The sequence below is a fragment of the Haladaptatus paucihalophilus DX253 genome, assembly GCF_000376445.1.
In the GTDB taxonomy this organism is placed as follows: domain Archaea; phylum Halobacteriota; class Halobacteria; order Halobacteriales; family Haladaptataceae; genus Haladaptatus; species Haladaptatus paucihalophilus.
In genome coordinates this window covers 2,296,452-2,316,585 of sequence record NZ_AQXI01000001.1, presented here as the reverse complement: position 1 = coordinate 2,316,585, position 20,134 = coordinate 2,296,452, and the positions used below count along the sequence as shown (strand labels likewise).

Here is a 20,134-nt window from a genome sequence, read left to right as displayed (position 1 = left end):
TTTCGCCCACAAACCGTAACCGTGGGCCGGATGAATCCCAGTTCGTCATGAAAACATCCACGCTCGTTCTGGTCCTCGGTCTCGCCCTGTTCGTCCTCCCGGTTCCCGGGACGTTCATCACCGGTGCGCTCGTCCTCATTGCGGGAGTAGTTGCACGGATTCTCGGGGAGTAAAAAACCGACGGTCGTGGTAACACAACTCTCGGAAGTGTTATCCGTGGGGCACCATTCCATACAAAAGCAATGGCGAAAGGCAAAGTTGATTTCTTCAACGACACTGGCGGCTACGGTTTCATCTCGACGGACGACGCGGACGACGACGTTTTCTTCCACATGGAAGACGTGGGCGGCGCTGACCTCGAAGAGGGACAGGAGATCGAATTCGATATCGAACAGGCCCCCAAAGGCCCCCGAGCGAAGAACGTCACCCGTCTGTAATCGGGCGACGATTTTGTGAGGAATACCCTACTACAACACTTTTACCGACGCGAACCCGCATAGCAGCGCGGCCGAGCGGTTCGTTTGCGTCAGTTGGAACTAATCACGAATCTGAACGCGAGAGCGACGGTTATCGACGGAGAGAGAGACGACAAACGACCGAGAAAGGGACACGGTGAGACGAAAGTCGGCGATACGGAACCACGACGGTTTTTACTCTACAGCACAATACTGTAGACATAGAAACCGACACCTCTCACCGATTATGACTGACGAAGATACACCCGAACCACCGGATACCAGTGGCACAGAGATCGGCGCGGGACTGCTGGAGCAGAACATGGGGCCGAGTTCCTCGCTCGCGCACCTGTACCGTGGCGAGATTCACCGAATGAAGTTCTGGCGCGAGCGGTTGGACCGGACGAGCAACTGGGCGATAACGCTGATGGCGGCCATCCTGACGTGGGCGTTCTCCAGTCGAAGCAATCCCCATTACATCGTCCTCCTCGCCATCATCACGGTGAGCATCTTTCTGCTCATCGAGGCGCGTCGCTACCGCGCCTACGACATCTGGCGCTCGCGGGTCCGGATGCTCCAGCAGAACGTGTTCGCACTCGGACTCGACGACTCCAAAGGCGTCGTGGACGAGGAGTGGCGACGAAAGCTCAGCGAGGACTACCGCTATCCGAAGATGAAGGTCTCACTGGAAGAGGCGCTGGCACACCGTCTCCGTCGAGTGTACACGCCGCTCTTCTTCGTCCTGCTCGTGGCGTGGGTGTTCCAGCTGACGGCCTACACGAACGACACGTGGCCGGAAGCGGCCGCCATCGGTCACATTCCCGGAACCATCGTCACGGGCATCGTCGTCGCGTTCTACGCGGGCATCCTCGTCGTCGCCTACCGGCCCCGGACGTGGCACATCAACGGCGAAATCCTCCCGAGCGACGTGACGGGGTGGGATTACTCGCGGGAGTGAGTCGGAACGGCTTCGCCGCGAGCCACGTCCCGTTCCGGGTCGGGAACGAAACGGAACAGCAGCACTGATTTTTATCGATATTTCGCCCCAGCGAACGGGCACGAACGGTGTCGGTCAGTCGCTCTCCCTCGAAAACCGGGCGAGGAGCGTCTCGACCGTCTCGGAGAGGACGCTGGTTCCGAACAGCGCGACTAGCACCGCGCCCGCGGCGTCGAAGATGAGGTCGACGATGGTGTCGTCGAGTCCGTACTGAATGAGCACGGGTTTTACACCGATGATGTGAGCACTCCCTCGCGCGGCGAACTCCAGAACTTCCCAGAGGACGCCGGACGCGAGCGTGAACAGGAGGACGTAGACGAACATGAACCGGGGCGGGAAGAACACCGCGTCGGAGTGTTCGTCGAAGGCGCGCGCAGTGGAGTATCCGACGCCCGCGACGAGCGTCGCGGAGAGCAGGTGCGTGAGGTGGTCCCACCACCAAACCTCGTCGTAGAGTCCGAGCATGCCGATTGCGTGGAGGAAGACGGCGGCCGTAATCCACAGCGTCAGCGACGTGTCGAGCGAGAGGCGATAGTCGCGCCGCAACACCCCGGGGAGAACGGTGATGCCGAATGCGAAGACGCCGTTCACGAACACTCCGACGTTCCTCGTCACGAGGCCGACGAACGTGATGCCGAGGATGGCCAACTGCATCAGTCGGACGAGACGAGACGAAGAGATGCCGATTTTCATCCCGATTTGCGCTAAGTGTCGGGAGAAGTAAACAGTGGCTATCGACGTGTGCTATGTAGTACCACGAATTTCCGACAGGTGTTTATGCGAACCTTGCGTATCGATGGTACTATGATGGCAACGACGCACGCCCTTATCGGCGTGCTGCTCGGGAGTGCCTCGCTCTTCGTCGCACCGGAGTTGGCTCCCGTCGCCGTTTTCGCCGGGCTCGCCGGTGGGGTGTTTCCCGATTTCGACCTGTATTCGGGACACAGGAAGACGCTGCACTTCCCGGTGTACTACTCGATTGCGGCGACAGCGGCGCTCGCCGGGGCGATGTTGGTACCGAACCCGTGGACCTTCGCGCTCGGGTTCTTCCTCCTCGCGGCGGCCGCACACTCCGTTTCGGACGCCTTCGGAGGCGGGTTGGAACTGAAACCGTGGCTCGGCCAGTCCGAACGTGCGGTGTACAGCCACTTCCACGGGCAGTGGATTCCGCCGCGTCGCTGGATTCGGTACGACGGCGCGCCGGAGGACTTCGCGCTGGGTGTCACACTCGCGGTGCCGAGCCTCGTGCTCTACGACGGGACGATTCAGACGCTCGTCGTCCTCGCGGTCATGATTTCGGGGGTTTACGCGCTCCTTCGGAAGCCCCTCGTGAACATCGCGGAATGGCTGGTCGGGCGGATTCCGTCGCACATGCTGGCGTACGTCCCTGACCGCTTCGTCGGCGATTTCGTCCAGTAAGCGTCGAACGCGCTTCGAAGGGTTTATTCACGCCCTGACCAACAGATTCAGTAGTAACTATGTCCGACAAACCTGCCTCGATGTACCGGGCCATCGACAAGCCCTCGTACACGCGACGCGAATACATCACCGGAATTCCGGGTTCGAAGATCGCACAGCACAAGATGGGCGAAGTGGACAGCAACGAGGACGACTACCCCGTTCAGATTTCCCTCATCGTCGAAGAAGAATGCCAGATTCGCCACGGTGCGCTGGAGGCCTCCCGCCTGTCCGCGAACCGCTTCCTGCTCAAGAACATCGGCGAAACCGGCTACAAGATGATTCTCCGCAAGTTCCCCCACCAGGTCCTGCGCGAGAACAAGCAGGCGACCGGTGCGGGTGCGGACCGTGTTTCCGACGGAATGCGACAGGCGTTCGGTAAGCCGGTCGGAACGGCAGCACGAATCGCCAACGGTGATCGAGTGTTCACCGCGTGGTGTACCGTGGACGACGCGCCCCTCGTGAAGGACGCGCTCCGCCGTGCCTACAACAAGATCTCCCCGCCGTGCCGCATCATCGTCGAGCGCGGTGAAGAGAAACTCGTCAGCTAAATCCGATTCGTTCTTTTTGCTGCGACGTGCTTTCAGGTGAGCGATAGCGCCGCGATTCAGCGCCGCGATTCCAGTTCCGCGCGCAAGTCTGCGGGTTCCATGTCCTTCATCGAGAGCAGAACGAGCAGGTGGTAGATGACGTCCGCGCCCTCGTAGGCCATCTCCTCCCGGTCGTCGTCCTTCGCGGCGAGGATGAGTTCCGTCATCTCCTCGCCCAACTTTTCGAGGACGGCGTTCTCGCCCTTCTCGTGGGTGAACAGCGAGGCGGTGTAGGAGTCCTCGGGGAGCGTTTCCTTCCTGTCTTCGATGACCTCGAACAGGTCGTCCAGTACGTCGTTCATTGGCCTATCTGGGCGACTTCCCGGATGTCTTGAAGGTCGTCGAACTGTGCGCGTTCCTGGTGGCCGTGGTCGAACACCTCGTCAGCGACTTCGATGGGCGTGCCGGTACGGGCGGCGAGCGCGAGCGAGTCGCTGGGGCGGGCGTCCACGACTTCGTGGCCGCGCGGCGTCTGGATGTGAAGGTCGGCGATGTAGGTGTTGTCGTCCAACTCGGTGACGACGACGCGCTCGATGCGGCCACCGAGTTCCTCCATCACGTCGAGCAGGAGGTCGTGGGTCAGCGGTCGCCCGATATCCTCGGCTTCCATGCCACGGGCGATGCTGATACCCTCCTCGAATCGAATAAAAATCGGAAGCACGTCGTCGCCGTCGTCCGGTGCGAGGACGACCACGGGGAGCGGACCCTCCCCCGTGGCGGCGACACGTACCGCGTCGATTGTAACGTCCATAGCGGACCGAAGCGGCCCAGCGGCAAAAATCTGCTTACCGCGGGCGAATGGAAGCGCCCACAAAACCCGCGCCGACCGCCGAACGCCCTACTCGTCGGCGAAAAACGCGAGGCCGTGAATCCGACTGTCGGGGGTGAGTTCAGGGTGGAACGACGTCCCGACCACCGGTCCGTCCTGGACGGCGACGGGTCGGCCGTCCCACTCGGCGAGGACGGTCGCCGACCCGACGTCGCTGATGAGCGGCGCACGGATGAAGACGGCCGGGTACGGTTCGTCCAAGCCGGTCACGTCGAGGGGAGCTTCGAAACTGTCCTTCTGGCGGCCGAAGGCGTTGCGCTCGACGGTTACGTCCAGCAGGCCGAGGTTATCGACTCGCTCGTCATCGGCGTCGGTCGCGGCGACGATGAGACCGGCACAGGTGGCGAGAACCGGCTTTCCGGCCTCCACGTGAGCCTGTATCTCGGGGGCGATACCCTCCGACTGCAGGAGTCGAGAGATGGCGGTCGATTCGCCGCCCGGCATACAGAGGAGGTCACAGTCCGGGACGATACCGGACTGGCGGATTTCGGTGACTGCGACGGATTCGCCGTGGGCGGTTCCGGCCCGTCGAATCGCGTCGGCGTGTTCGCTCACGTCGCCTTGGACGGCGATGACGCCAGCGTTGAGACTCATATCGGCACTTCGGAACAGGTCGGGAAAAGGGCCTCGTTACAGCGCGAGGAAGTTCAGCACCATGATGAAGACGCCGAAGAAGACACCGAACGCGAATATCGTCTTGGGGTTGATTCGAATCGCGTTCCGGTCTTCGGCATCGAAGTATCGCACGAGTCCGGCGCTGGACATCAGCCCACCGGAGTTTTGACCACTGCTCATGGTTTCGGGTCCGAGAGCGGTCGGGGTAAACCTTTCGCAATGCTATCGAATCCGGTTCTCCAGACACCCAACCCATTTATCGGGGCAGGAGAATTAATGTCTATGGACGAACAGATCGCGGCGGCGCTCGACGACGCGTTCCCCGACCGCGACGTGGACGCGGTACATCCCTCCGGCCCCTCGTGGAACGACGAGAATCGAACCGTCGGCATCGACTTCCGCGACGGCGAGTCGGTGTATCTGAAGATGTCGAACGTCGGCGACGGGTCGCGTATCGCCCGCGAACGGGCCGTAATCGATTACGTGGACGAACACGGCGACGTACCAGTCCCGACGGTGCTGGCGAGTGACAGCGCCGGAGCGGTTCCGTATCTCGTGACGGCACCGGTGGTCGGAGAGAACCTGCTGTCTTCGTGGTCCGACGCGAACGCGACGGAGCGCGCGGAACTGGCCCGACAGGTCGGACTCTCGCTGGCGAACGTCCACGCGCTTCGTTTCGAGGAACACGGCCGCATCGTCGGCGGGAGCGCGGACGGTCTGGAACTGGAGACGAAACCGTGGACGGACGTGCTCGTCGAGACGATGACCGAGATGAGCGACATCGGGTCGCAAGACCGCTTTTCACACCACTTCGACGCCGTTATCGAGGCCGTGGAGGACAACCGAGAACTGCTGGACGACACACCAGCGACGCTCCTCCACGGCGACCCGGCGCGTCCGAACTGCTTCCACGCCGAGGGGCGAAACAAGGGGGAAATCGGATTTCTCGACTGGGAAATCGCGCACGTCGGCGACCCGGTGCGGGACGTAGAGCGCACGCGGGGCCTCCAGTTCGACTCGCTCCGTGCCGACGGTCCCGAGGAGATAGTCCGCGCGTTCTACGACGGCTATCGGGACCGGGCGGGCGGCCTCCCGGACGGGTTCGAGGAGCGCCGCCCCATCTACGACGCGGTTCGGTTTCTGGGACACACGGGATTCTATGACAAGTACGCCTCGTTCCGCGACGAGGACCCCGAGGAACTCGCCGCGTGGATGGACGGAGAGATGGAGCGACGAATCGAGAAAATCACCTGACTGGAGGGCGGCCGATGCGACTGAGAGTGACGAACAGGCGGCAGAGGACGAGGAGGAAGAAACCCTTATGCACGCGGCGACGGAACCTTCCAAGAGCAACGCATGACCGTCAAGTTACTCGACTTCTACGCAGATTGGTGTGGGCCGTGCAAGACACAAGACCCGATCCTCGACGAACTCGAAGAGGACTGGGACGAGAGCGTCGAATTCGAGAAAGTAGACGTGGACGAGCACCAAGACATCGCCAACGAGTACCAGGTTCGCTCGATTCCGACCATCGTCATCGAGGACGACGAGGGCGTCGTCGAGCGCTTCGTCGGCGTGACCCAGCGCGACGACTTGGAACGCGTCTTGGAGAAAGCCGGCGCATAATTCCGGTCCCGCCACAACGCAGTCTTTTTCGAACAGCTACGAACCGTCCGGGATTCACGACCAGCGGACGCTATTCGAACCGCACGCCGACGTCGTGCATCCCCTCGTTTTCGAGCGCGAGGTTGATGAGGAGCGGCGTCATGCTCTCGACTTCCGCGCTGTTTCCGATGCCACCGGCGTCGAGCGCCCGCAGTCCGTCTATCTCTTCGGCGAGTCGTCCGACGAGTTCCTTGGCATCGTCGTCGTCACCGACGAGGAGCGTGTCCTGGTCGAGGTCGAGGCTGAGGTCGGCGAGACGGTCGGCCGAGAGGTTGTGGAACGCGCCGACCACGGGAACGCCGTCCGGTGCGGTGTCCGCGACGAGTTCGCTGACGCTTCCGACGTTCGGCGGCTTGTAGTGGAACCCGGTTTCGTCGCGGTCCATCCCCACGGCGGGGGTGACGAGGACGTCCACGTCGTCGAGGCGGTCCGCGACCGCCTCGATAGTGTCGCGGATGTGGAACGGCGGAACGGCGAGCACGACCATATCTCCGCGTTCGGCGGCCATGCCGTTGGCGAAGCCGTTGATGGAGCGGGAGACGCCCAGACTGTCGAGTTCGGTTTCGTACTCTGTCGCCTTCGTGCGGGCTTTTTCGGGGTCGCGCGAGCCGATGATGACCTCGTGGTCCGTGTCGTACGCCCAACGGAGCGCGAGTCCCTGCCCGATGTCGCCGGTACCCCCTAAGAGTGCGATTCGCATACACGGCCAGTCTGTCGGAGCGCGGTTAAGTTCTCCGGAAGCGGGAATCGAAGGGACGATTCCCCCCACAGGATTTCCGCCGCCACAACCCCTTTTTCGTTGCTTCCCCTTGCAGGAAATACGATGACATACGACGCCAACAGCGACGGAATTCCGAAACTCGGACTCGGAACGTGGGAGAACACGGACAGCGACGAGTGTGCACACAGCGTCGCCTACGCCCTCGATTTGGGCTACGAACACGTCGATACCGCCCAAGCCTACGGGAACGAGGAGGACGTCGGCAGAGGAATCGCCGACTCGTCGGTGGACCGCGAGGACTTCTTCCTCGCCACGAAGGTCTGGATAGACAACCTCGCACACGACGACGTGCTCGAAACGACCGAGAAGAGTCTGGACAAACTCGGCACGGACTACGTTGACCTGCTCTACGTCCACTGGCCCGCTCGCGAGTACGACCCCGAAGAGACGCTCGCGGCGTTCAACGAACTGTACGACGAGGGCAAAATCAAGCACGTCGGCCTGAGCAACTTCGAACCCGAGCATCTGGAAGAGGCGAAAGAAATCCTCGACGCACCCATCTACGCCAATCAGGTCGAGATGCACCCGCTCCTCCAGCAGGACGAGCTGGTCGAGTACGCGCAGGAAAACGACATCACGCTCGTCGCGTACTCGCCGCTCGCCCGCGGCAACGTGTTTAACGTGCCCGAACTGACCGACATCGCCGAGAAGCACGAGACCAGCGAAGCGCAGGTCAGCCTCGCGTGGCTCATGTCGAAGGACAACGTGGTCGCCATCCCGAAGGCCACGGGTGAGGACCACATCGAGGACAACTACGACGCGCTCACCCTCGAACTGGACGACGAGGACATCGAGAAAATCGACAACATCGAGCGGGAAGAGCGCCAAGTTGACCCCGACTTCGGACCGTGGAACTGACTCGCTGAAGTCGGCACGGAGCTGAAACGAACTCGTTTTTCGACCCCGCACCGGGGAAACTATGGGCACCGGGGTGCATCTCGCGGGTATGACCGACCTCGTGACATTCGGCGAGACCATGTTGCGGCTCTCGCCGCCCGACCGCGAACGCATCGAGAGCACCTCGTCGCTCGAACTCCGTGCCGCCGGCGCGGAGAGCAACGTCGCTATCGCCGCCCACCGACTCGGTGCCGAGGCGATGTGGACCTCGAAGCTCCCCGACTCGCCGCTCGGACGGCGCGTCGTCGCCGGACTCCGACGGTACGGCATCGACACCGAAATCGCGTGGAGCGACGAGGGACGACAGGGGACCTACTACCTCGAACACGGCACCGACCCGCGCGGCACGAACGTCATCTACGACCGCGCCGACGCCGCGGTCACGACGGCAACCGCCGACGACGTGGCGCTCGACCGGATTCGAGACGCCCGAACCTTCTACACTAGCGGCATCACGCCCGCGCTGTCCGCGACGCTCGAATCCACCGTGGACGAGGTGCTCGCGGCGGCACAGGACGCCGGGACGACCACCGCCTTCGACGTGAACTACCGGTCGAAACTCTGGTCGCCCGCCGAAGCGCGCGAGTCGCTCACCGCGCTGTTCCCCCGCATCGACGTGCTCGTCACGGCCGAACGCGACGCCAGAACCGTCCTCGACCGCTCCGGCGACGCCGCCGACATCGCCCGCGGCCTCGCTGACGACTGGGACTTCGAAACCGTCGTCGTCACCCGCGGGTCGAACGGCGCGCTGGCGCTCCACGACGGCGAGATTCACGAGCAGTCCGCCTTCGACACGGACACCGTGGATCCCATCGGCACCGGCGACGCCTTCGTCGGCGCGTTCCTCGCCCGCCGCCTCGACGGCGAATCCGTCCCGACCGCGCTGGAATACGGGGCCGCCACCGCCGCCCTCAAGCGAACGATTCCGGGCGACGTGGCCGTCGTCACGCGGGCGGAAGTCGAGGGCGTGATGGACACGGAAGCGCGCGAGATTTCCAGATAGCACCGCGCGACCGCACTGTTCACGGCCGTTTCGACCTGCCGGTACACGCACCGTAGCGATTGACTCGTTCCCCGCATCTCGTCCGTTCATCGTGGCGCGCGCTGGCGGGGCGGCGCGGCCAGCTGTCGGCCGCGTCGCCTCGGTGAAGTTGCGCGAGGGATGAGCGAAGCGAATCGGTTGGGGAGGGTGTGGCTGATGCGGTTTGCGGTTGCGGTTTCAGTGACGTCTGTATTTGCAGTCCCGGACAAACCAATACCAACTCGTAACGAGCGTGGCGGTGGCTTTCGGCGTCTTCGTTACGGCAGTCCCGTTCGGAGGACTCCCGTAAGCGAACTCATTTCCGAGCGAGCGGTGATACTGAATCCCATCGCGTAATACTGAACTCCAGTTTAAAATCCCAAAGTGCACTGAATAATACTAAAAGATACTAAAACCCCCTGTATAGTACTGGAAAAACCGATTTCGAGCCGCCAGAGGCGGTTCGAGAAACCCACCATCCTCGCCGCCGCCTAAACCGCTAACATCCCTGACCGAGACTGGATACACATGACAACGCACGTCGTCATCATCGGCGCGTATGGAAGCGCGGGGGTCGCCGTGGCACAGAGTCTCGCGGAGGACCCGACCGTTCGACTGACCCTCGTCGATGACGGCGACCCCGGCGGCGGGTTGTGCATCCTCCGCGGCTGTATGCCGTCGAAGGAGGTGCTGTCGGCGGCGAGTCATCGGTATCAAGCGCGTCACGACCCGCGGCTGTCCGGGACGCCGGAGGTTGATTTGGAGTCGGTGGTGGAGCTGAAAAACGACCACGTGCTCGGCTTCGCGGAACACCGGCGCGCCGCGGTACACGACCTCGCCGAGCGGGAGAACGTGGCGTTCTATCACGACACCGCACGGCTCGTAGACGACCACACGGTCGAAATCGACGGGCGAGAAATCGAGGCCGATTACGTCGTCATCGCCACGGGGTCGAAAGTGAACGTGCCCGACCTACCCGGCATGAACGACGTGGACTACATGACCAGCGCGGACGTGCTGGACGCGACCGAGTTCCCCGACTCGGGCGTCGTGATGGGGTTCGGATACACCGGCCTCGAACTCGTCCCGTACCTCAGCGAGGCGGCGGGGATGGACCTCACCGTCATCGAACACGACGAGCATCCGCTGGACGAGGCCGATTCGCCGTTCGGCGACGAACTGCTCGACATCTACCGCGAGGAGTTCGGAATCGAGATACTGACCCGAACGTACGAAAAGCGGGTCGAATCGACGGGGGACGGGGTTCAGCTCCACGTCGAACAAAGAGGGAGTGGGAACGGAGGTAGAAACGGCGGCGGAGGCAGAGACGGGGACGGGGAATCGAGGACCATCGACGCGGACGAGTTGTTCCTCTTTACGGGACGGCGGCCAAACCTCGACGGACTCGGACTGGAGAACACCGCACTCGAATTCGGTGGCGGGTGGGTCGAAGACACGATGCAGGCCCGCGACGACCCCCGAACGTTCGTCGTGGGGGACGTGAACGGCAAGGAGCCGATTCTCCACGTGGCAAAAGAACAGGGCTTCAAAGCCGCCGAGAACATCCTCGCACACGCTCGCGGAGACGACCTCGAACCGTACGAGAACGTCCGCCACCACGTCATCTTCTCGGCGGTCGGGGTGTATCCCTTCGCCAGAGTGGGACTGTCGGAGACGGCGGCGGAAGCGACTGGGAGGAACTACGTCGCCGTTAGCCGACGCGCGGCAGACGACGGCGTGTTCAAGACGAAACAGGCGTCGAGAGGGCTGGCGAAACTCGTGGCGGATGCGGACGACGGCACCGTTCTCGGCTATCAGGGGTTGCACTACCACGCCGACGTGATGGCGAAGACGATGCAGGTCGTGATAGAGCGCGGTATGGACGTCCGCGACGTGCCGGACAGGGCGTACCACCCGACGACGCCGGAGATTCTGGACGGCTTGCTTCGGGACGCGAGCGAGCGGGTCGAAGAATAGGAATCCCTACCGCTGGCCGTCAAAACCGTGTTCTAGCGGGCGACGGTCACCCGTCGAACGCCGTAATCTCGTCCAACAGGCGTTCGAGCCGAGCGTCGGACCGATATCGCACGGCATCGGTCTCGGAGTCGTATGCCAGTAGCCCTGCATCGGCCATCTGTGGGAGGTGGGTGTGGTGCAGCGCGACCAGCAGCGACTCTCGGGACGTCGCGTCCCGTTCGGCAAGCAGTTCGTCCGCCAGTTCGTCGATGGAAATCCACCCGTCGCCGGAGGACAACAGGAGGAGTAGCCGCCGCCGTACCCGGTCGCTCAGTATCCGGAAGAGCACGTTCAATGGGACGTCGGAACGGGACGTCGAGTGAGACCGTTCCGCGAGTTCTCGGTTCGTGAGTCGCTTCGGTGCGCTGGGCATCGTTCGACGATGACGTATCGATATGCCAATCGCATAACTCATTTTGACGGCTCGGGCACAGAAGCTGTGAAAGTTTCAATTCGACTTATACCCAGTCGAAACTGTTTCGACCGCGGCGGAAGACGGGTCATTCCTCGCCGGTTCGGTCCTCGTCGATTCTGAACTGCTTCAACGGCTGAAAGTACTGGTCCCGAATCAGAATCTCGTCTTTGAGTACCAGCCCCAACTCGGGGAGCGCGGTTGCGATTCTCGTCAAATCGTCGTTCGACGTGCCGACGGTTTCTATCCGTATGTTGTTCTCGCCGATCATCAGTTCGCGCACGTTCACGACGCCGGGGATGTCGAGCACCCGTTGAGCCAATTCGCTCCGTTCGCCGACGGGCGCGGAACAGACCATCAACACGTTCAGCGGAAATCCGGCCCGTTCGTAATCGACCGTCGCTTGATACCCCGTGATGATGCCGTCGGATTCGAGTTGGTCGATTCGGTTACTCACCGTGCTGGCCGACACGCCGAATCGGTTTCCGAGGTCGGTCGTGGTCGAACCGCGGGCATCGCGCTGGAGCGCGTACAGGATTCCTTCGTCGATTTCGTCGAGCGCGCTGGATGTCATGAGTTAACAAATGTTATCATACACCATGATAGTTTCCTGGAGAATATTTGATACGGTTCCGCTATCGACAGTCGCGTTCCGGAGCACGTCGAAACCGTGCGGCGAGACGCTCCGTCGAGGCCGACGACGTGCTGATTTTTTCGGGGTCATCGGTCGCCGAGGTCGAACGGGAGGTAAGGCTAAAAACCGGGGTGACATAGGGACAAACATGAAGGCCAAGCGGGAGTACCGACGTCGGCCGGACATCGAGGTCCGGGTACTCGACGCCCTCGTCGACCGGAGTGAAGACGGCATGACGGTCTTCGAACTGCGCTCTCACGTGGAGGCGGGCATCGACGAGTTGGAGGACGCGCTCGCGAACCTGAAACAGGATGGGCTGATAGAAGCCGGAATGGAGGAGGGACGAACGCTCATCCGCCCGGACGAGCGCGTCGTTCCCGACCCCGAGGAGGTAGACGAGGAGCCGTCGTTCGTGGACAAGCTCATCGAGCGCCTGCCGCTGTAGCGCATCCGACGTTTTTACTCCCCTACGCACCCGACTACGTGTATGAGCCTCGAAGCGCTACACGAAGACCACGGAGCGACGTTTTGCTCGGTCGGGAATCGTCGGGTGCCACGCGACTACGGCCGACCCGAACGGGCACACAGTGCAGTCAGGAACGGCGTCGGACTCACGGAGATGCCCTACGGCGTCCTCGTCGTCTCGGGCGACGACAGAATCGAGTACGTCGATAATATCGTCTCGAACACGGTTCCGAGCGAGGACGGACGCGGAACCTACGCTCTTCTGCTCGACCCGCAAGGAAAGGTCGAACTCGACATGTACGTCTACTGTGCGGGCGAGCAACTCCTGCTCTTCGTGCCGCCCGGGGAGGCGACACCGCTCGCCGAGGAGTGGCGAGAGAAGGTGTTCATTCAGGACGTAGAAATTTCCGTCGCGACCGAGCGCTTCGTCGTCTTCGGCGTCCACGGGCCGTACGCCACCGAAAAGGTCGCCAGCGTGCTGAACGGCGCGAGCACCCCGGACGAACAGCTCTCGTTCATCCGCGGGAAGATGGCCGACGTGGGCGTCACGGTCATTCGAACCGACGCGCCGACGGGCGAGGAGGGTTACGAAGTGGTCTGCACGACGGACGAGACGGCGGACGAAATCGGACGCGAGCGGCCGAACGTCGAACTCGTCTTCGACGCCCTCGTCACGCGAGGGATGAACGCCGCTCCCTTCGGCCGGGTGACGTGGGAGTCGCTGACGCTCGAAGCCGGAACGCCGCTGTTCGAGTACGAACTACGGGGTGAAATTCCGAACGTGCTCGGCCTCCGGAACGCCCTCGACTTCGAGAAGGGGTGTTACGTCGGCCAGGAAGTCGTCTCGCGCGTCGAAAACCGCGGGCAACCGAGTCGGCGACTCGCGGGACTGCTCCCCGAATCCGTACCGGAAGCAGGCGCGGCGGTCTTCGCGGGCGATGAAGTCGTCGGCGAAGTCACCCGCGGAATCGAGAGTCCGTCGCGCGGGGAACCGGCCGCGATGGCGCTGGTGAACTACGACGTGGAAATCGGGTCGGGACTGACCGTCCGCATCGATGGTGAGGACGTCGGCGCGGAATTGGTGTCCCTGCCGCTGGTGGACGGCAGCGACGAATCCGGGCGCGTGCCGACCTACGACTGAGCGGTTCTCTCCGTGCCCGAAATCGACGCGAGACGCCACTGAATCGGAGTTTTTCGGCAAAATAGAGTCGAACCGATAGCGACGGCCACGTATCACCGACGGAGGAAAACCCTTTTCAACAACTTAGTAATATCACTGAGTGGTATGCAAGCATTCGATGGCTTTGCGGACGTGAGCGAGGCGGAAGTGACGCGAGCGATCGGCACCGCGTGGAGCGACGAGTTCACCGAGTTCTCGGAGACGGACGTCATCATCGTCGGCGGCGGCCCGTCCGGGTTGGTCGCGGCGAAGGAACTCGCCGAGCGCGGCGTCGAGACCATGGTCGTGGAGAAGAACAACTACCTCGGCGGCGGGTTCTGGCTCGGCGGATTCCTGATGAACAAGGTGACGGTCCGCGACCCGTCGCAGGCCGTCCTCGACGACCTCGGCGTCCCCTACGAGGAATCGGACGAGGCCGACGGACTGTACGTCGCAAACGGCCCGCACGCCTGTTCCGCGCTCATCGAGTCGGCCTGTGCCGCTGGCGCGAAGATGCAGAATATGACCGAGTTCACCGACGTCGTGGTCCGCGAAGGTCACCGCGTCGGCGGCATCGTCATGAACTGGACGCCGGTCCACGCCCTGCCGCGGGAACTCACCTGCGTGGACCCCATCGCGGTCGAGTCCGACCTCGTTATCGACGCCACGGGCCACGAAGCGGTCGTCGTCTCGAAACTCCAAGAGCGCGGCGTGCTCGACGCACCCGGCCTTCGCCACGCACGAGAGCACAACACGGGCATGGACAAGTCGGGAGACGGGGAGTACGGCGCGCCCGGCCACGACTCGCCCGGTCACGACTCCATGTGGGTCGCAAAGAGCGAAGACGAGGTGGTCGAACACGCGGGCAAAGTTCACGACGGCCTCGTCTCGACCGGCCTCGCCACCGCGACGACGTACGGCCTCACCCGGATGGGACCGACGTTCGGCGCGATGTTGCTCTCCGGCAAGCGCGCCGCACAGGTCGCGCTTGACGAGTTAGAGGTCGGCGGCACGGTGATGCTGCCGACCGTTACGGACGCCTCTCGGTGATCCACTCGAGGGATATACTGTTGGTGTTAATTCAGTCGTTTCGTGATCGAGAAGAGGTAGGGGAGGGAAACAACTACTTTATGTTGGCCTGTTCGATCAACATCTGTGTGTCATTTGTGGTAGCGTTAATGATCTTTATAGACCCTTCTCCATCCCAAACATCCGTATCGTCTCCATTCATATCACCGGTGCACTGATTCGTTGCCTGGATATAGTCTGTCGATTCGAGATCTGACTTTTCAGATATTTTGCTGGTCGTTCCAATGGTATAGTTGCCGTCTTGCCCGCTGACAGTAATATCCCCATATCGATTGAGACCATAAGAACCCATATCGAATCGCTGGATGAGCATACTACCGCGCAGGTGTGCAGCGTAAATATTCCCGTTTACAACGTAATTGTGATATGACCCATCACTGGTGGAACCCTCAAGCCACGAGATACCCGGAGCAGGGTGAGAGATGTTAGAGTTACTAACACCTTCTTTCGGAGCCACATCCTCGGTATTGACTCTAATAGTGTAGTAACCGGAATTCCGACCGTTGATTTCGAGTGTTGGTTCCGCCGCAGCCACTGTCTGAGCGCTACCGAGGAGGCCACCGGTAATCCCTGTTGTCGCTACTGCTTTCTTCATGAACGAACGTCGTGTGTCGGAGTTGTTTTGATTCATCTTAGTGCTACATTTTTATATTCCTCATATTACTTAATAAGTCTTTATATATAAATAATTTAATGATAAATTGTTAATATTTTATCAGACGATTCTTCTAACCAATTCTCGATCGCCTCAAGCATTTCAGTCAATCATTCCGCCACTCGTCCACCCGTAATCCGCACCACCCCGAGCGCGTGCTGGCTGTCGCGCACCGCCACCGTGCGGTCCGACAGCGCCCGCCGCGATTCCGCGATTCGTTCGTCCAGCACGTACCACGGCGGTTTCTCGAAGCCGCTCGTTCCGCCGGGCGTCGAGGCGAGCACGAGGCCGCGGAAAGCCTGATTCACGGGCCACGAGTAGGCGCGCGAACTCTGCCCGGCGTCGAGCAGGGCGAGACCCCCGCCCGGACGGATGCCGTCCAGCCACCGGGAAACGGTGCTATAGGGGTCGTCCAGCATGCCGATGACGAACGTGGCGAGCACGGCGTCCACATCCTCGCGGAGCGAGAACGTGGCGGCGTCGGCCTGCACGATGTGGACGTTCTCCCACCCCTCGCGGTCGATTCTGTCCCGCGCCTGTTCGAGCATTCCGCGGGTGAAATCGACGCCGATGACCCTACCCTCGGGACCGACGCGCCGCCGGAGGTGCGGGAAGTTCGCTCCGGTCCCACATCCCATCTCGACCACGGTATCGCCGGGCGAGAGTCGGAGTTCGTCCACGACTCGACTCCGGAGTCGGGAGAGGCCGGGAGTCGCTACTGCGAGCAGGTCGTAGAGTCGCGCCCAGCGGCCGTAGAACTGCTGGGCGGTTGACGGTCCGCGCCGTGACATGGTTTGCGGTACGACGGAGGCGGGCAAAAGGTGTTGGGCGGTCACTGGACCGTCGTCAGATGAGCCGATAGCACGGGTGGCGGGAATGGGCATTAATCAGACAGCTCGTGAAATAGAGTAGTCAGAAAAAATCCATAGTGCTAAAGGACCCTCCCGTTGGAGTTTATATTACATGACAACTGCCCTGACCGAAGACGACCAGGGAAAGCGTGTCATCGAGGCGGATGGTACGGCAGTCGGAATGGTCACGGAGGTACGACACGGGACGGCGCACGTCGAAGCCGACCCGAGCGTCGTCGAGACGTTACAAACCGAACTCGACACGGGGGGAAACAACGAGAACACGTACGCCCTCTCGGAGGGGGACATCGAACGAATCGAGGACGACACGATAGTCCTCCGGACTCGCGACTGAGCGGATAGTTTCGAAGAAAAAATTACCTCGTGTACCCCTACCCGAGGTAACTAAAGAGTGCGACCGGATTGGTATATACTTTGTGTGTGCCAATTCGATCGCTGGAGATAAACAGCTCGCACAGGCAAGCACGAGGCAAACATAAATGAGACAACGAAGAAACAAACGAACCATGAACGGTCAGCCGGATTCCGGGGATATCCCCGCTGGCTGGGAACGAGCACCCATCAGGGGGGACGAGATTCAACTCCAGCACGAGGACGGGAGCATCGCGGTGAAGGCGGTCAAAGCGACGATTTCGGACGAGTGGGAACTCGAACTGGAGGACAGCATCGGCAACAGATACACGACGATTCGGCCGGTCGGCCGCGTGGCGACGCGCGACCGCGCTGTTTCGGCGCTGGTATCGTTCGCACGGGAGGTCAACGACCTTCGTCACGAACGCGGGGAGGTGCTGCCGGACGACATCGTTCGGGAAGTACAGCGCAGCGAGCGAGTACCCGTTTAGACGATTTTTCGCGCGACTTCGGCCACGGCCTCGGCGGAGTCGCCGAGGATGTAGACGATGGGTTCGATGCCGTAGCCGCCGGTGTGATAGAGCACCGTCGCGTCCGGCGACTCGTCGAGGGCGGTGCCGACCGCCTCGCCGAGGTCGTCGTACTCGGCGTCGAACTCGGCGGTCACGTGGCCCGCCGATTCGAGGCGGGCCACGATGTCGGGGTCGTAGCGGACGTTGAGCGCGGCGTGAACGTCGGCACCGTTGTCCCGCGCCGCGAGCAGAAGGGAGGCGACGTGTGCGCTGACGCCGAACTCGGGGTCCGCCGGAATCGTCGCCCGACCCTTCACGTCGAAGATGCGGCCGGGGATACCAGCCACGTCGTCGATGCTCTCGGCGTTGGGCAGACTCTCACAGAGGTTCGAGCCAACCGCGGGGATGAGCGAGGTGAAACCGCTCGTTCCCTCCACGATGTGAATCCCGCGGCGCATGGACGAGAGGACGCGCTCGGTCGCCCGGAGCTCGTCGTCCGGGTCGTGGACGTTGAAATCGCCGCCGTGACCCGCCAGTTCGGGCATCGCCTCCTCGTGCAGCTGCGCGATGAGGTCGTGGTCTTCGAGCCGCCGGATGAGTACCTCCACTTCCACGAGCGCCTGCACCTGACTCATGCTTCCCGTCGCCAGCCCCTCACCGACCTCGGTTACGAGGCGGGAGACGCGCTCGTCGTCCCGAATACGGTCGTTTTGCGCGACGTCGCCGTGCGCGTACTTCGAGACGGCGCTCTGGCTGATACCGAGGGCGTCGGCCACCTCGCTCTGGGTCAGGCCCCGCTCGCGCAGGTCTTCCGCGAGCATCGAGCGAAACGTGGGCAGGAACTCCTCGACGACGACTTCCTCCGCGAACTTCACAGTTGGTCACCACCGAACTCGTGGTCGCTCCCGATTCGGGACGCCTGCGGTCCGGCTTGGTCCTGATATTTCGACCCGCGTTCGGACCCGTACGGCCGCTCCGACGGGTTCTTGAGTTCCGTGAAGATGAGCTGTGAGATGCGCGTGCCGGGTTTGAGCGCGACGGGAGCGGTCCCGAGGTTCGACAGTTCGAGGGTTATCTGTCCGCGATAGCCGGGGTCCACGACCCCCGCCGTAGCGTGGACGACGACGGCGAGTCGGCCGAGCGACGAGCGCCCTTCGACGTGGGCCAGCAGGTCCGACGGGATTTCGACGCGCTCCTTGGTCGTTCCGAGGACGAAATCGCCCGGATGGAGGATGAACTCGTCGCCCTCCTGGACGATGGTTTCCGTGACGTAGCTGTCCACCTCGTCCTCGCTATCGGGGTGGATGCACGGGATGTTGGTGCGCTGGAATTCGAGGAACTCCTCGCCGAGTCGAAGGTCGATACTCGCCGGTTGAATCTGCAGGTCGGGTTCGTCAATCGGTTCGACCACCAAGTCGCCGGAATCGAGACGGCGGCGGATGTCCGCGTCCGAGAGTATCATTGTCGGAAACAGGGGTGGGGGTGTGTAAAGACCCACCGGTCGTCAGGCGAGCGTGGGGAGGAACGAGAGGAAGGCGATGGCTCCGGCGGCCGCCGCGGCCGCCGCCGTCGAGAGCCGTCGCGCGTGTTTCAATCCGAACGTCCAGACGACCCACTGCCACGCCGTCCCGAGCGCGGACACGAACAACGTTCCCCCGCGCGCCGTCGCCACGAGCGATTGCAGTTGGTCGAGGACGACCTGCGGGTTGCTCCCCGAGAGGTCCGCCCCCCGAAGCGCGAGGAAGAACAACCCGATACCGACGAGCATCTGAACGAGGGAGGGGAGCATCCCCCATCCGGCGACCGCGAGCGTGTTCGAGAACGACCCCTCACCACCCGCCACCGCCGACGCGACGTGAAGGCCGACTGCAATCAGCGGCCACGCCAGGAGGACGGTGATGAAGACGAACGGGATTTTCTTCTGGAACCCTTCCCAGATGAGGTCGCCGATGACGACGGTCTTCTGTTCGGGTCTGTCACACCCCGTGGAGAAGTTCGCCGCACCACCGGCCGCGAACCCGTCGCAGAACACTTCATCCGGGCGGTTCGGATTGTCTATCTTCGTCGTTCCGGTCATCCGCTGGCTCATAGACCAACCGACAAATCCGAAGACGGCGGTCGTGACGAGCGCGACCACGAGGACGACGCCGAACGCGCTTGCGAGGCTCGGCCGGGGGGCACGGTTCTCGAAGAACCGATCGGGACGGACGAGGGCATCTAAAAGCATAGTTCTCGATGCTTGTCATGTGGTATAAGCTTTCTCGAATCGAGTAGCCAGCGTTTTGGTTCGCTACTACGACGCTCGACTATGAAGCAGGCAATCGTCGCCCGAACCGACATCGGAATGGGCAAGGGAAAACTGGCCGCGCAAGTGGCACACGCGTCCCTCTCGGCGTACGAGGACACCGGAGAGCGAGCGCGAAAGCAGTGGAAGGGAGAAGGGCAGAAGAAGGTCGTCCTGAAGGCCGGAGGCGAGGACGAAGTGTTCCGCCTCGCGGAGAAGGCGCGGGCGGAGGGACTCCCGCACGCCATCATCCGCGACGCGGGTCACACGCAACTCGACCCGGGAACCGTGACGGCGCTCGCCGTCGGCCCGGCCGACGACGACCTCGTGGACCGAGTGACGGGCTCGCTGTCGCTGTATTGATATCGAGCGCAACC

Annotated in this window: 29 protein-coding genes; 16 read left to right on the top strand and 13 right to left on the bottom strand. The window is 62.4% G+C overall.

The features are described from left to right. Positions 1-47: 47 nt before the first annotated feature. From B208_RS24940 to B208_RS0112930, 3 genes are all read left to right on the top strand, one after another. Complete coding sequence (locus B208_RS24940) at positions 48-173, top strand: hypothetical protein (protein ID WP_007979823.1); 126 nt, start codon at positions 48-50, stop codon at positions 171-173. Between the two features lie 69 nt (positions 174-242). Then, positions 243-437, top strand: a complete 195-nt coding sequence (locus B208_RS0112935) for a cold-shock protein (protein WP_007979825.1) — start codon at positions 243-245, stop codon at positions 435-437. Between the two features lie 265 nt (positions 438-702). Beyond that, complete coding sequence (locus B208_RS0112930) at positions 703-1,413, top strand: DUF2270 domain-containing protein (protein ID WP_007979826.1); 711 nt, start codon at positions 703-705, stop codon at positions 1,411-1,413. Between the two features lie 114 nt (positions 1,414-1,527). On the opposite strand, the gene B208_RS0112925 is transcribed toward B208_RS0112930, so the two are convergent. Next, on the bottom strand, positions 1,528-2,145 hold the full coding sequence (locus B208_RS0112925) for a hypothetical protein (protein WP_007979829.1): 618 nt from the start codon (positions 2,143-2,145) through the stop codon (positions 1,528-1,530). 111 nt (positions 2,146-2,256) lie between these two features. On the opposite strand from B208_RS0112925, the gene B208_RS0112920 reads away from it, so the two are divergent. Both B208_RS0112920 and B208_RS0112915 read left to right on the top strand, forming a co-directional pair. After that, positions 2,257-2,871: a hypothetical protein gene (locus tag B208_RS0112920; RefSeq protein WP_007979831.1), complete on the top strand. Its 615-nt coding sequence runs from the start codon at positions 2,257-2,259 to the stop codon at positions 2,869-2,871. A 59-nt stretch (positions 2,872-2,930) separates the two neighbouring features. Then, the gene (locus B208_RS0112915) at positions 2,931-3,461 is read left to right on the top strand and encodes a 50S ribosomal protein L16 (RefSeq protein ID WP_007979833.1); all 531 of its coding nucleotides are present in this window, start codon (positions 2,931-2,933) and stop codon (positions 3,459-3,461) included. 56 nt (positions 3,462-3,517) lie between these two features. Here B208_RS0112915 and hisE read toward each other — a convergent pair whose 3' ends face one another. From hisE to B208_RS0112895, 4 genes are all read right to left on the bottom strand, one after another. Continuing rightward, positions 3,518-3,802 (bottom strand): phosphoribosyl-ATP diphosphatase, encoded by a 285-nt coding sequence (hisE, locus tag B208_RS0112910; protein ID WP_007979835.1) that lies wholly within the window; start codon positions 3,800-3,802, stop codon positions 3,518-3,520. Further along, entirely contained in the window at positions 3,799-4,251 is a 453-nt protein-coding gene (locus B208_RS0112905; protein ID WP_007979837.1) for a bifunctional nuclease family protein, read from the bottom strand. Before B208_RS0112905 ends, hisE begins: the two co-directional genes overlap by 4 nt. 87 nt (positions 4,252-4,338) lie before the next feature. Beyond that, positions 4,339-4,923: a pyridoxal 5'-phosphate synthase glutaminase subunit PdxT gene (pdxT, locus tag B208_RS0112900; protein ID WP_007979839.1), complete on the bottom strand. Its 585-nt coding sequence runs from the start codon at positions 4,921-4,923 to the stop codon at positions 4,339-4,341. Positions 4,924-4,959: 36 nt separating this feature from the next. Beyond that, positions 4,960-5,124: a preprotein translocase subunit Sec61beta gene (locus B208_RS0112895; RefSeq protein ID WP_026177836.1), complete on the bottom strand. Its 165-nt coding sequence runs from the start codon at positions 5,122-5,124 to the stop codon at positions 4,960-4,962. A 102-nt stretch (positions 5,125-5,226) separates the two neighbouring features. On the opposite strand from B208_RS0112895, the gene B208_RS0112890 reads away from it, so the two are divergent. Continuing rightward, complete coding sequence (locus B208_RS0112890; protein WP_007979843.1) at positions 5,227-6,198, top strand: phosphotransferase family protein; 972 nt, start codon at positions 5,227-5,229, stop codon at positions 6,196-6,198. A 102-nt stretch (positions 6,199-6,300) separates the two neighbouring features. Further along, on the top strand, positions 6,301-6,570 hold the full coding sequence (gene trxA / locus B208_RS0112885) for a thioredoxin (protein ID WP_007979845.1): 270 nt from the start codon (positions 6,301-6,303) through the stop codon (positions 6,568-6,570). Between the two features lie 70 nt (positions 6,571-6,640). Here the strand turns inward: trxA and npdG are convergent, their stop codons facing one another. Continuing rightward, positions 6,641-7,309: an NADPH-dependent F420 reductase gene (npdG, locus tag B208_RS0112880; RefSeq protein WP_007979847.1), complete on the bottom strand. Its 669-nt coding sequence runs from the start codon at positions 7,307-7,309 to the stop codon at positions 6,641-6,643. 123 nt (positions 7,310-7,432) lie between these two features. Here npdG and B208_RS0112875 point away from each other — a divergent pair, with 123 nt between their 5' ends. From B208_RS0112875 to B208_RS0112865, 3 genes are all read left to right on the top strand, one after another. After that, entirely contained in the window at positions 7,433-8,248 is an 816-nt protein-coding gene (locus B208_RS0112875) for an aldo/keto reductase (RefSeq protein WP_007979849.1), read from the top strand. Positions 8,249-8,336: 88 nt separating this feature from the next. After that, positions 8,337-9,290 (top strand): bifunctional 2-dehydro-3-deoxygluconokinase/2-dehydro-3-deoxygalactonokinase, encoded by a 954-nt coding sequence (gene kdgK1 / locus B208_RS0112870; RefSeq protein WP_026177835.1) that lies wholly within the window; start codon positions 8,337-8,339, stop codon positions 9,288-9,290. 546 nt (positions 9,291-9,836) lie between these two features. Further along, positions 9,837-11,285, top strand: coding sequence for a dihydrolipoyl dehydrogenase family protein (locus tag B208_RS0112865; RefSeq protein WP_007979852.1), 1,449 nt, complete (start codon positions 9,837-9,839; stop codon positions 11,283-11,285). 46 nt (positions 11,286-11,331) lie between these two features. Here B208_RS0112865 and B208_RS0112860 read toward each other — a convergent pair whose 3' ends face one another. Both B208_RS0112860 and B208_RS0112855 read right to left on the bottom strand, forming a co-directional pair. Next, entirely contained in the window at positions 11,332-11,697 is a 366-nt protein-coding gene (locus B208_RS0112860) for a DUF7344 domain-containing protein (protein ID WP_007979854.1), read from the bottom strand. A gap of 127 nt (positions 11,698-11,824) precedes the next feature. Then, entirely contained in the window at positions 11,825-12,310 is a 486-nt protein-coding gene (locus tag B208_RS0112855; RefSeq protein ID WP_007979855.1) for an Lrp/AsnC family transcriptional regulator, read from the bottom strand. A 208-nt stretch (positions 12,311-12,518) separates the two neighbouring features. Between B208_RS0112855 and B208_RS0112850 the strand changes: the two genes are divergently transcribed. The 3 genes from B208_RS0112850 to B208_RS23010 all read left to right on the top strand — a co-directional run bounded on the left by B208_RS0112850 (position 12,519) and on the right by B208_RS23010 (position 15,044). Further along, positions 12,519-12,815: a DUF6432 family protein gene (locus B208_RS0112850; protein ID WP_007979856.1), complete on the top strand. Its 297-nt coding sequence runs from the start codon at positions 12,519-12,521 to the stop codon at positions 12,813-12,815. Between the two features lie 42 nt (positions 12,816-12,857). Then, complete coding sequence (gene ygfZ / locus B208_RS0112845; RefSeq protein WP_007979857.1) at positions 12,858-13,976, top strand: CAF17-like 4Fe-4S cluster assembly/insertion protein YgfZ; 1,119 nt, start codon at positions 12,858-12,860, stop codon at positions 13,974-13,976. Positions 13,977-14,120: 144 nt separating this feature from the next. Then, positions 14,121-15,044, top strand: coding sequence for a sulfide-dependent adenosine diphosphate thiazole synthase (locus B208_RS23010; protein WP_049805642.1), 924 nt, complete (start codon positions 14,121-14,123; stop codon positions 15,042-15,044). A gap of 73 nt (positions 15,045-15,117) precedes the next feature. Here the strand turns inward: B208_RS23010 and B208_RS23885 are convergent, their stop codons facing one another. Then, positions 15,118-15,678, bottom strand: a complete 561-nt coding sequence (locus B208_RS23885) for a hypothetical protein (RefSeq protein WP_139025506.1) — start codon at positions 15,676-15,678, stop codon at positions 15,118-15,120. A 170-nt stretch (positions 15,679-15,848) separates the two neighbouring features. Then, positions 15,849-16,529 (bottom strand): class I SAM-dependent methyltransferase, encoded by a 681-nt coding sequence (locus tag B208_RS0112830; protein ID WP_007979860.1) that lies wholly within the window; start codon positions 16,527-16,529, stop codon positions 15,849-15,851. A 172-nt stretch (positions 16,530-16,701) separates the two neighbouring features. Between B208_RS0112830 and B208_RS0112825 the strand changes: the two genes are divergently transcribed. Then, complete coding sequence (locus B208_RS0112825) at positions 16,702-16,944, top strand: hypothetical protein (RefSeq protein ID WP_007979861.1); 243 nt, start codon at positions 16,702-16,704, stop codon at positions 16,942-16,944. Positions 16,945-17,116: 172 nt separating this feature from the next. Beyond that, positions 17,117-17,452, top strand: a complete 336-nt coding sequence (locus tag B208_RS0112820) for a hypothetical protein (RefSeq protein WP_007979862.1) — start codon at positions 17,117-17,119, stop codon at positions 17,450-17,452. On the opposite strand, the gene B208_RS0112815 is transcribed toward B208_RS0112820, so the two are convergent. The 3 genes from B208_RS0112815 to B208_RS0112805 are packed head-to-tail and all read right to left on the bottom strand — an operon-like array spanning position 17,449 to position 19,700. Beyond that, positions 17,449-18,348: a thiamine-phosphate synthase family protein gene (locus B208_RS0112815; protein WP_007979864.1), complete on the bottom strand. Its 900-nt coding sequence runs from the start codon at positions 18,346-18,348 to the stop codon at positions 17,449-17,451. The two genes, B208_RS0112820 and B208_RS0112815, sit on opposite strands and share 4 nt — an antisense overlap. Further along, a complete protein-coding gene (dcd, locus tag B208_RS0112810) occupies positions 18,345-18,935 on the bottom strand; it encodes a dCTP deaminase (protein ID WP_007979866.1) in 591 nt (196 codons plus the stop codon). Before dcd ends, B208_RS0112815 begins: the two co-directional genes overlap by 4 nt. A 42-nt stretch (positions 18,936-18,977) precedes the next feature. Next, positions 18,978-19,700, bottom strand: coding sequence for a Yip1 family protein (locus B208_RS0112805; protein WP_007979868.1), 723 nt, complete (start codon positions 19,698-19,700; stop codon positions 18,978-18,980). 81 nt (positions 19,701-19,781) lie between these two features. Between B208_RS0112805 and pth2 the strand changes: the two genes are divergently transcribed. After that, positions 19,782-20,120, top strand: a complete 339-nt coding sequence (gene pth2, locus B208_RS0112800) for a peptidyl-tRNA hydrolase Pth2 (RefSeq protein WP_007979870.1) — start codon at positions 19,782-19,784, stop codon at positions 20,118-20,120. Positions 20,121-20,134: the final 14 nt, after the last annotated feature.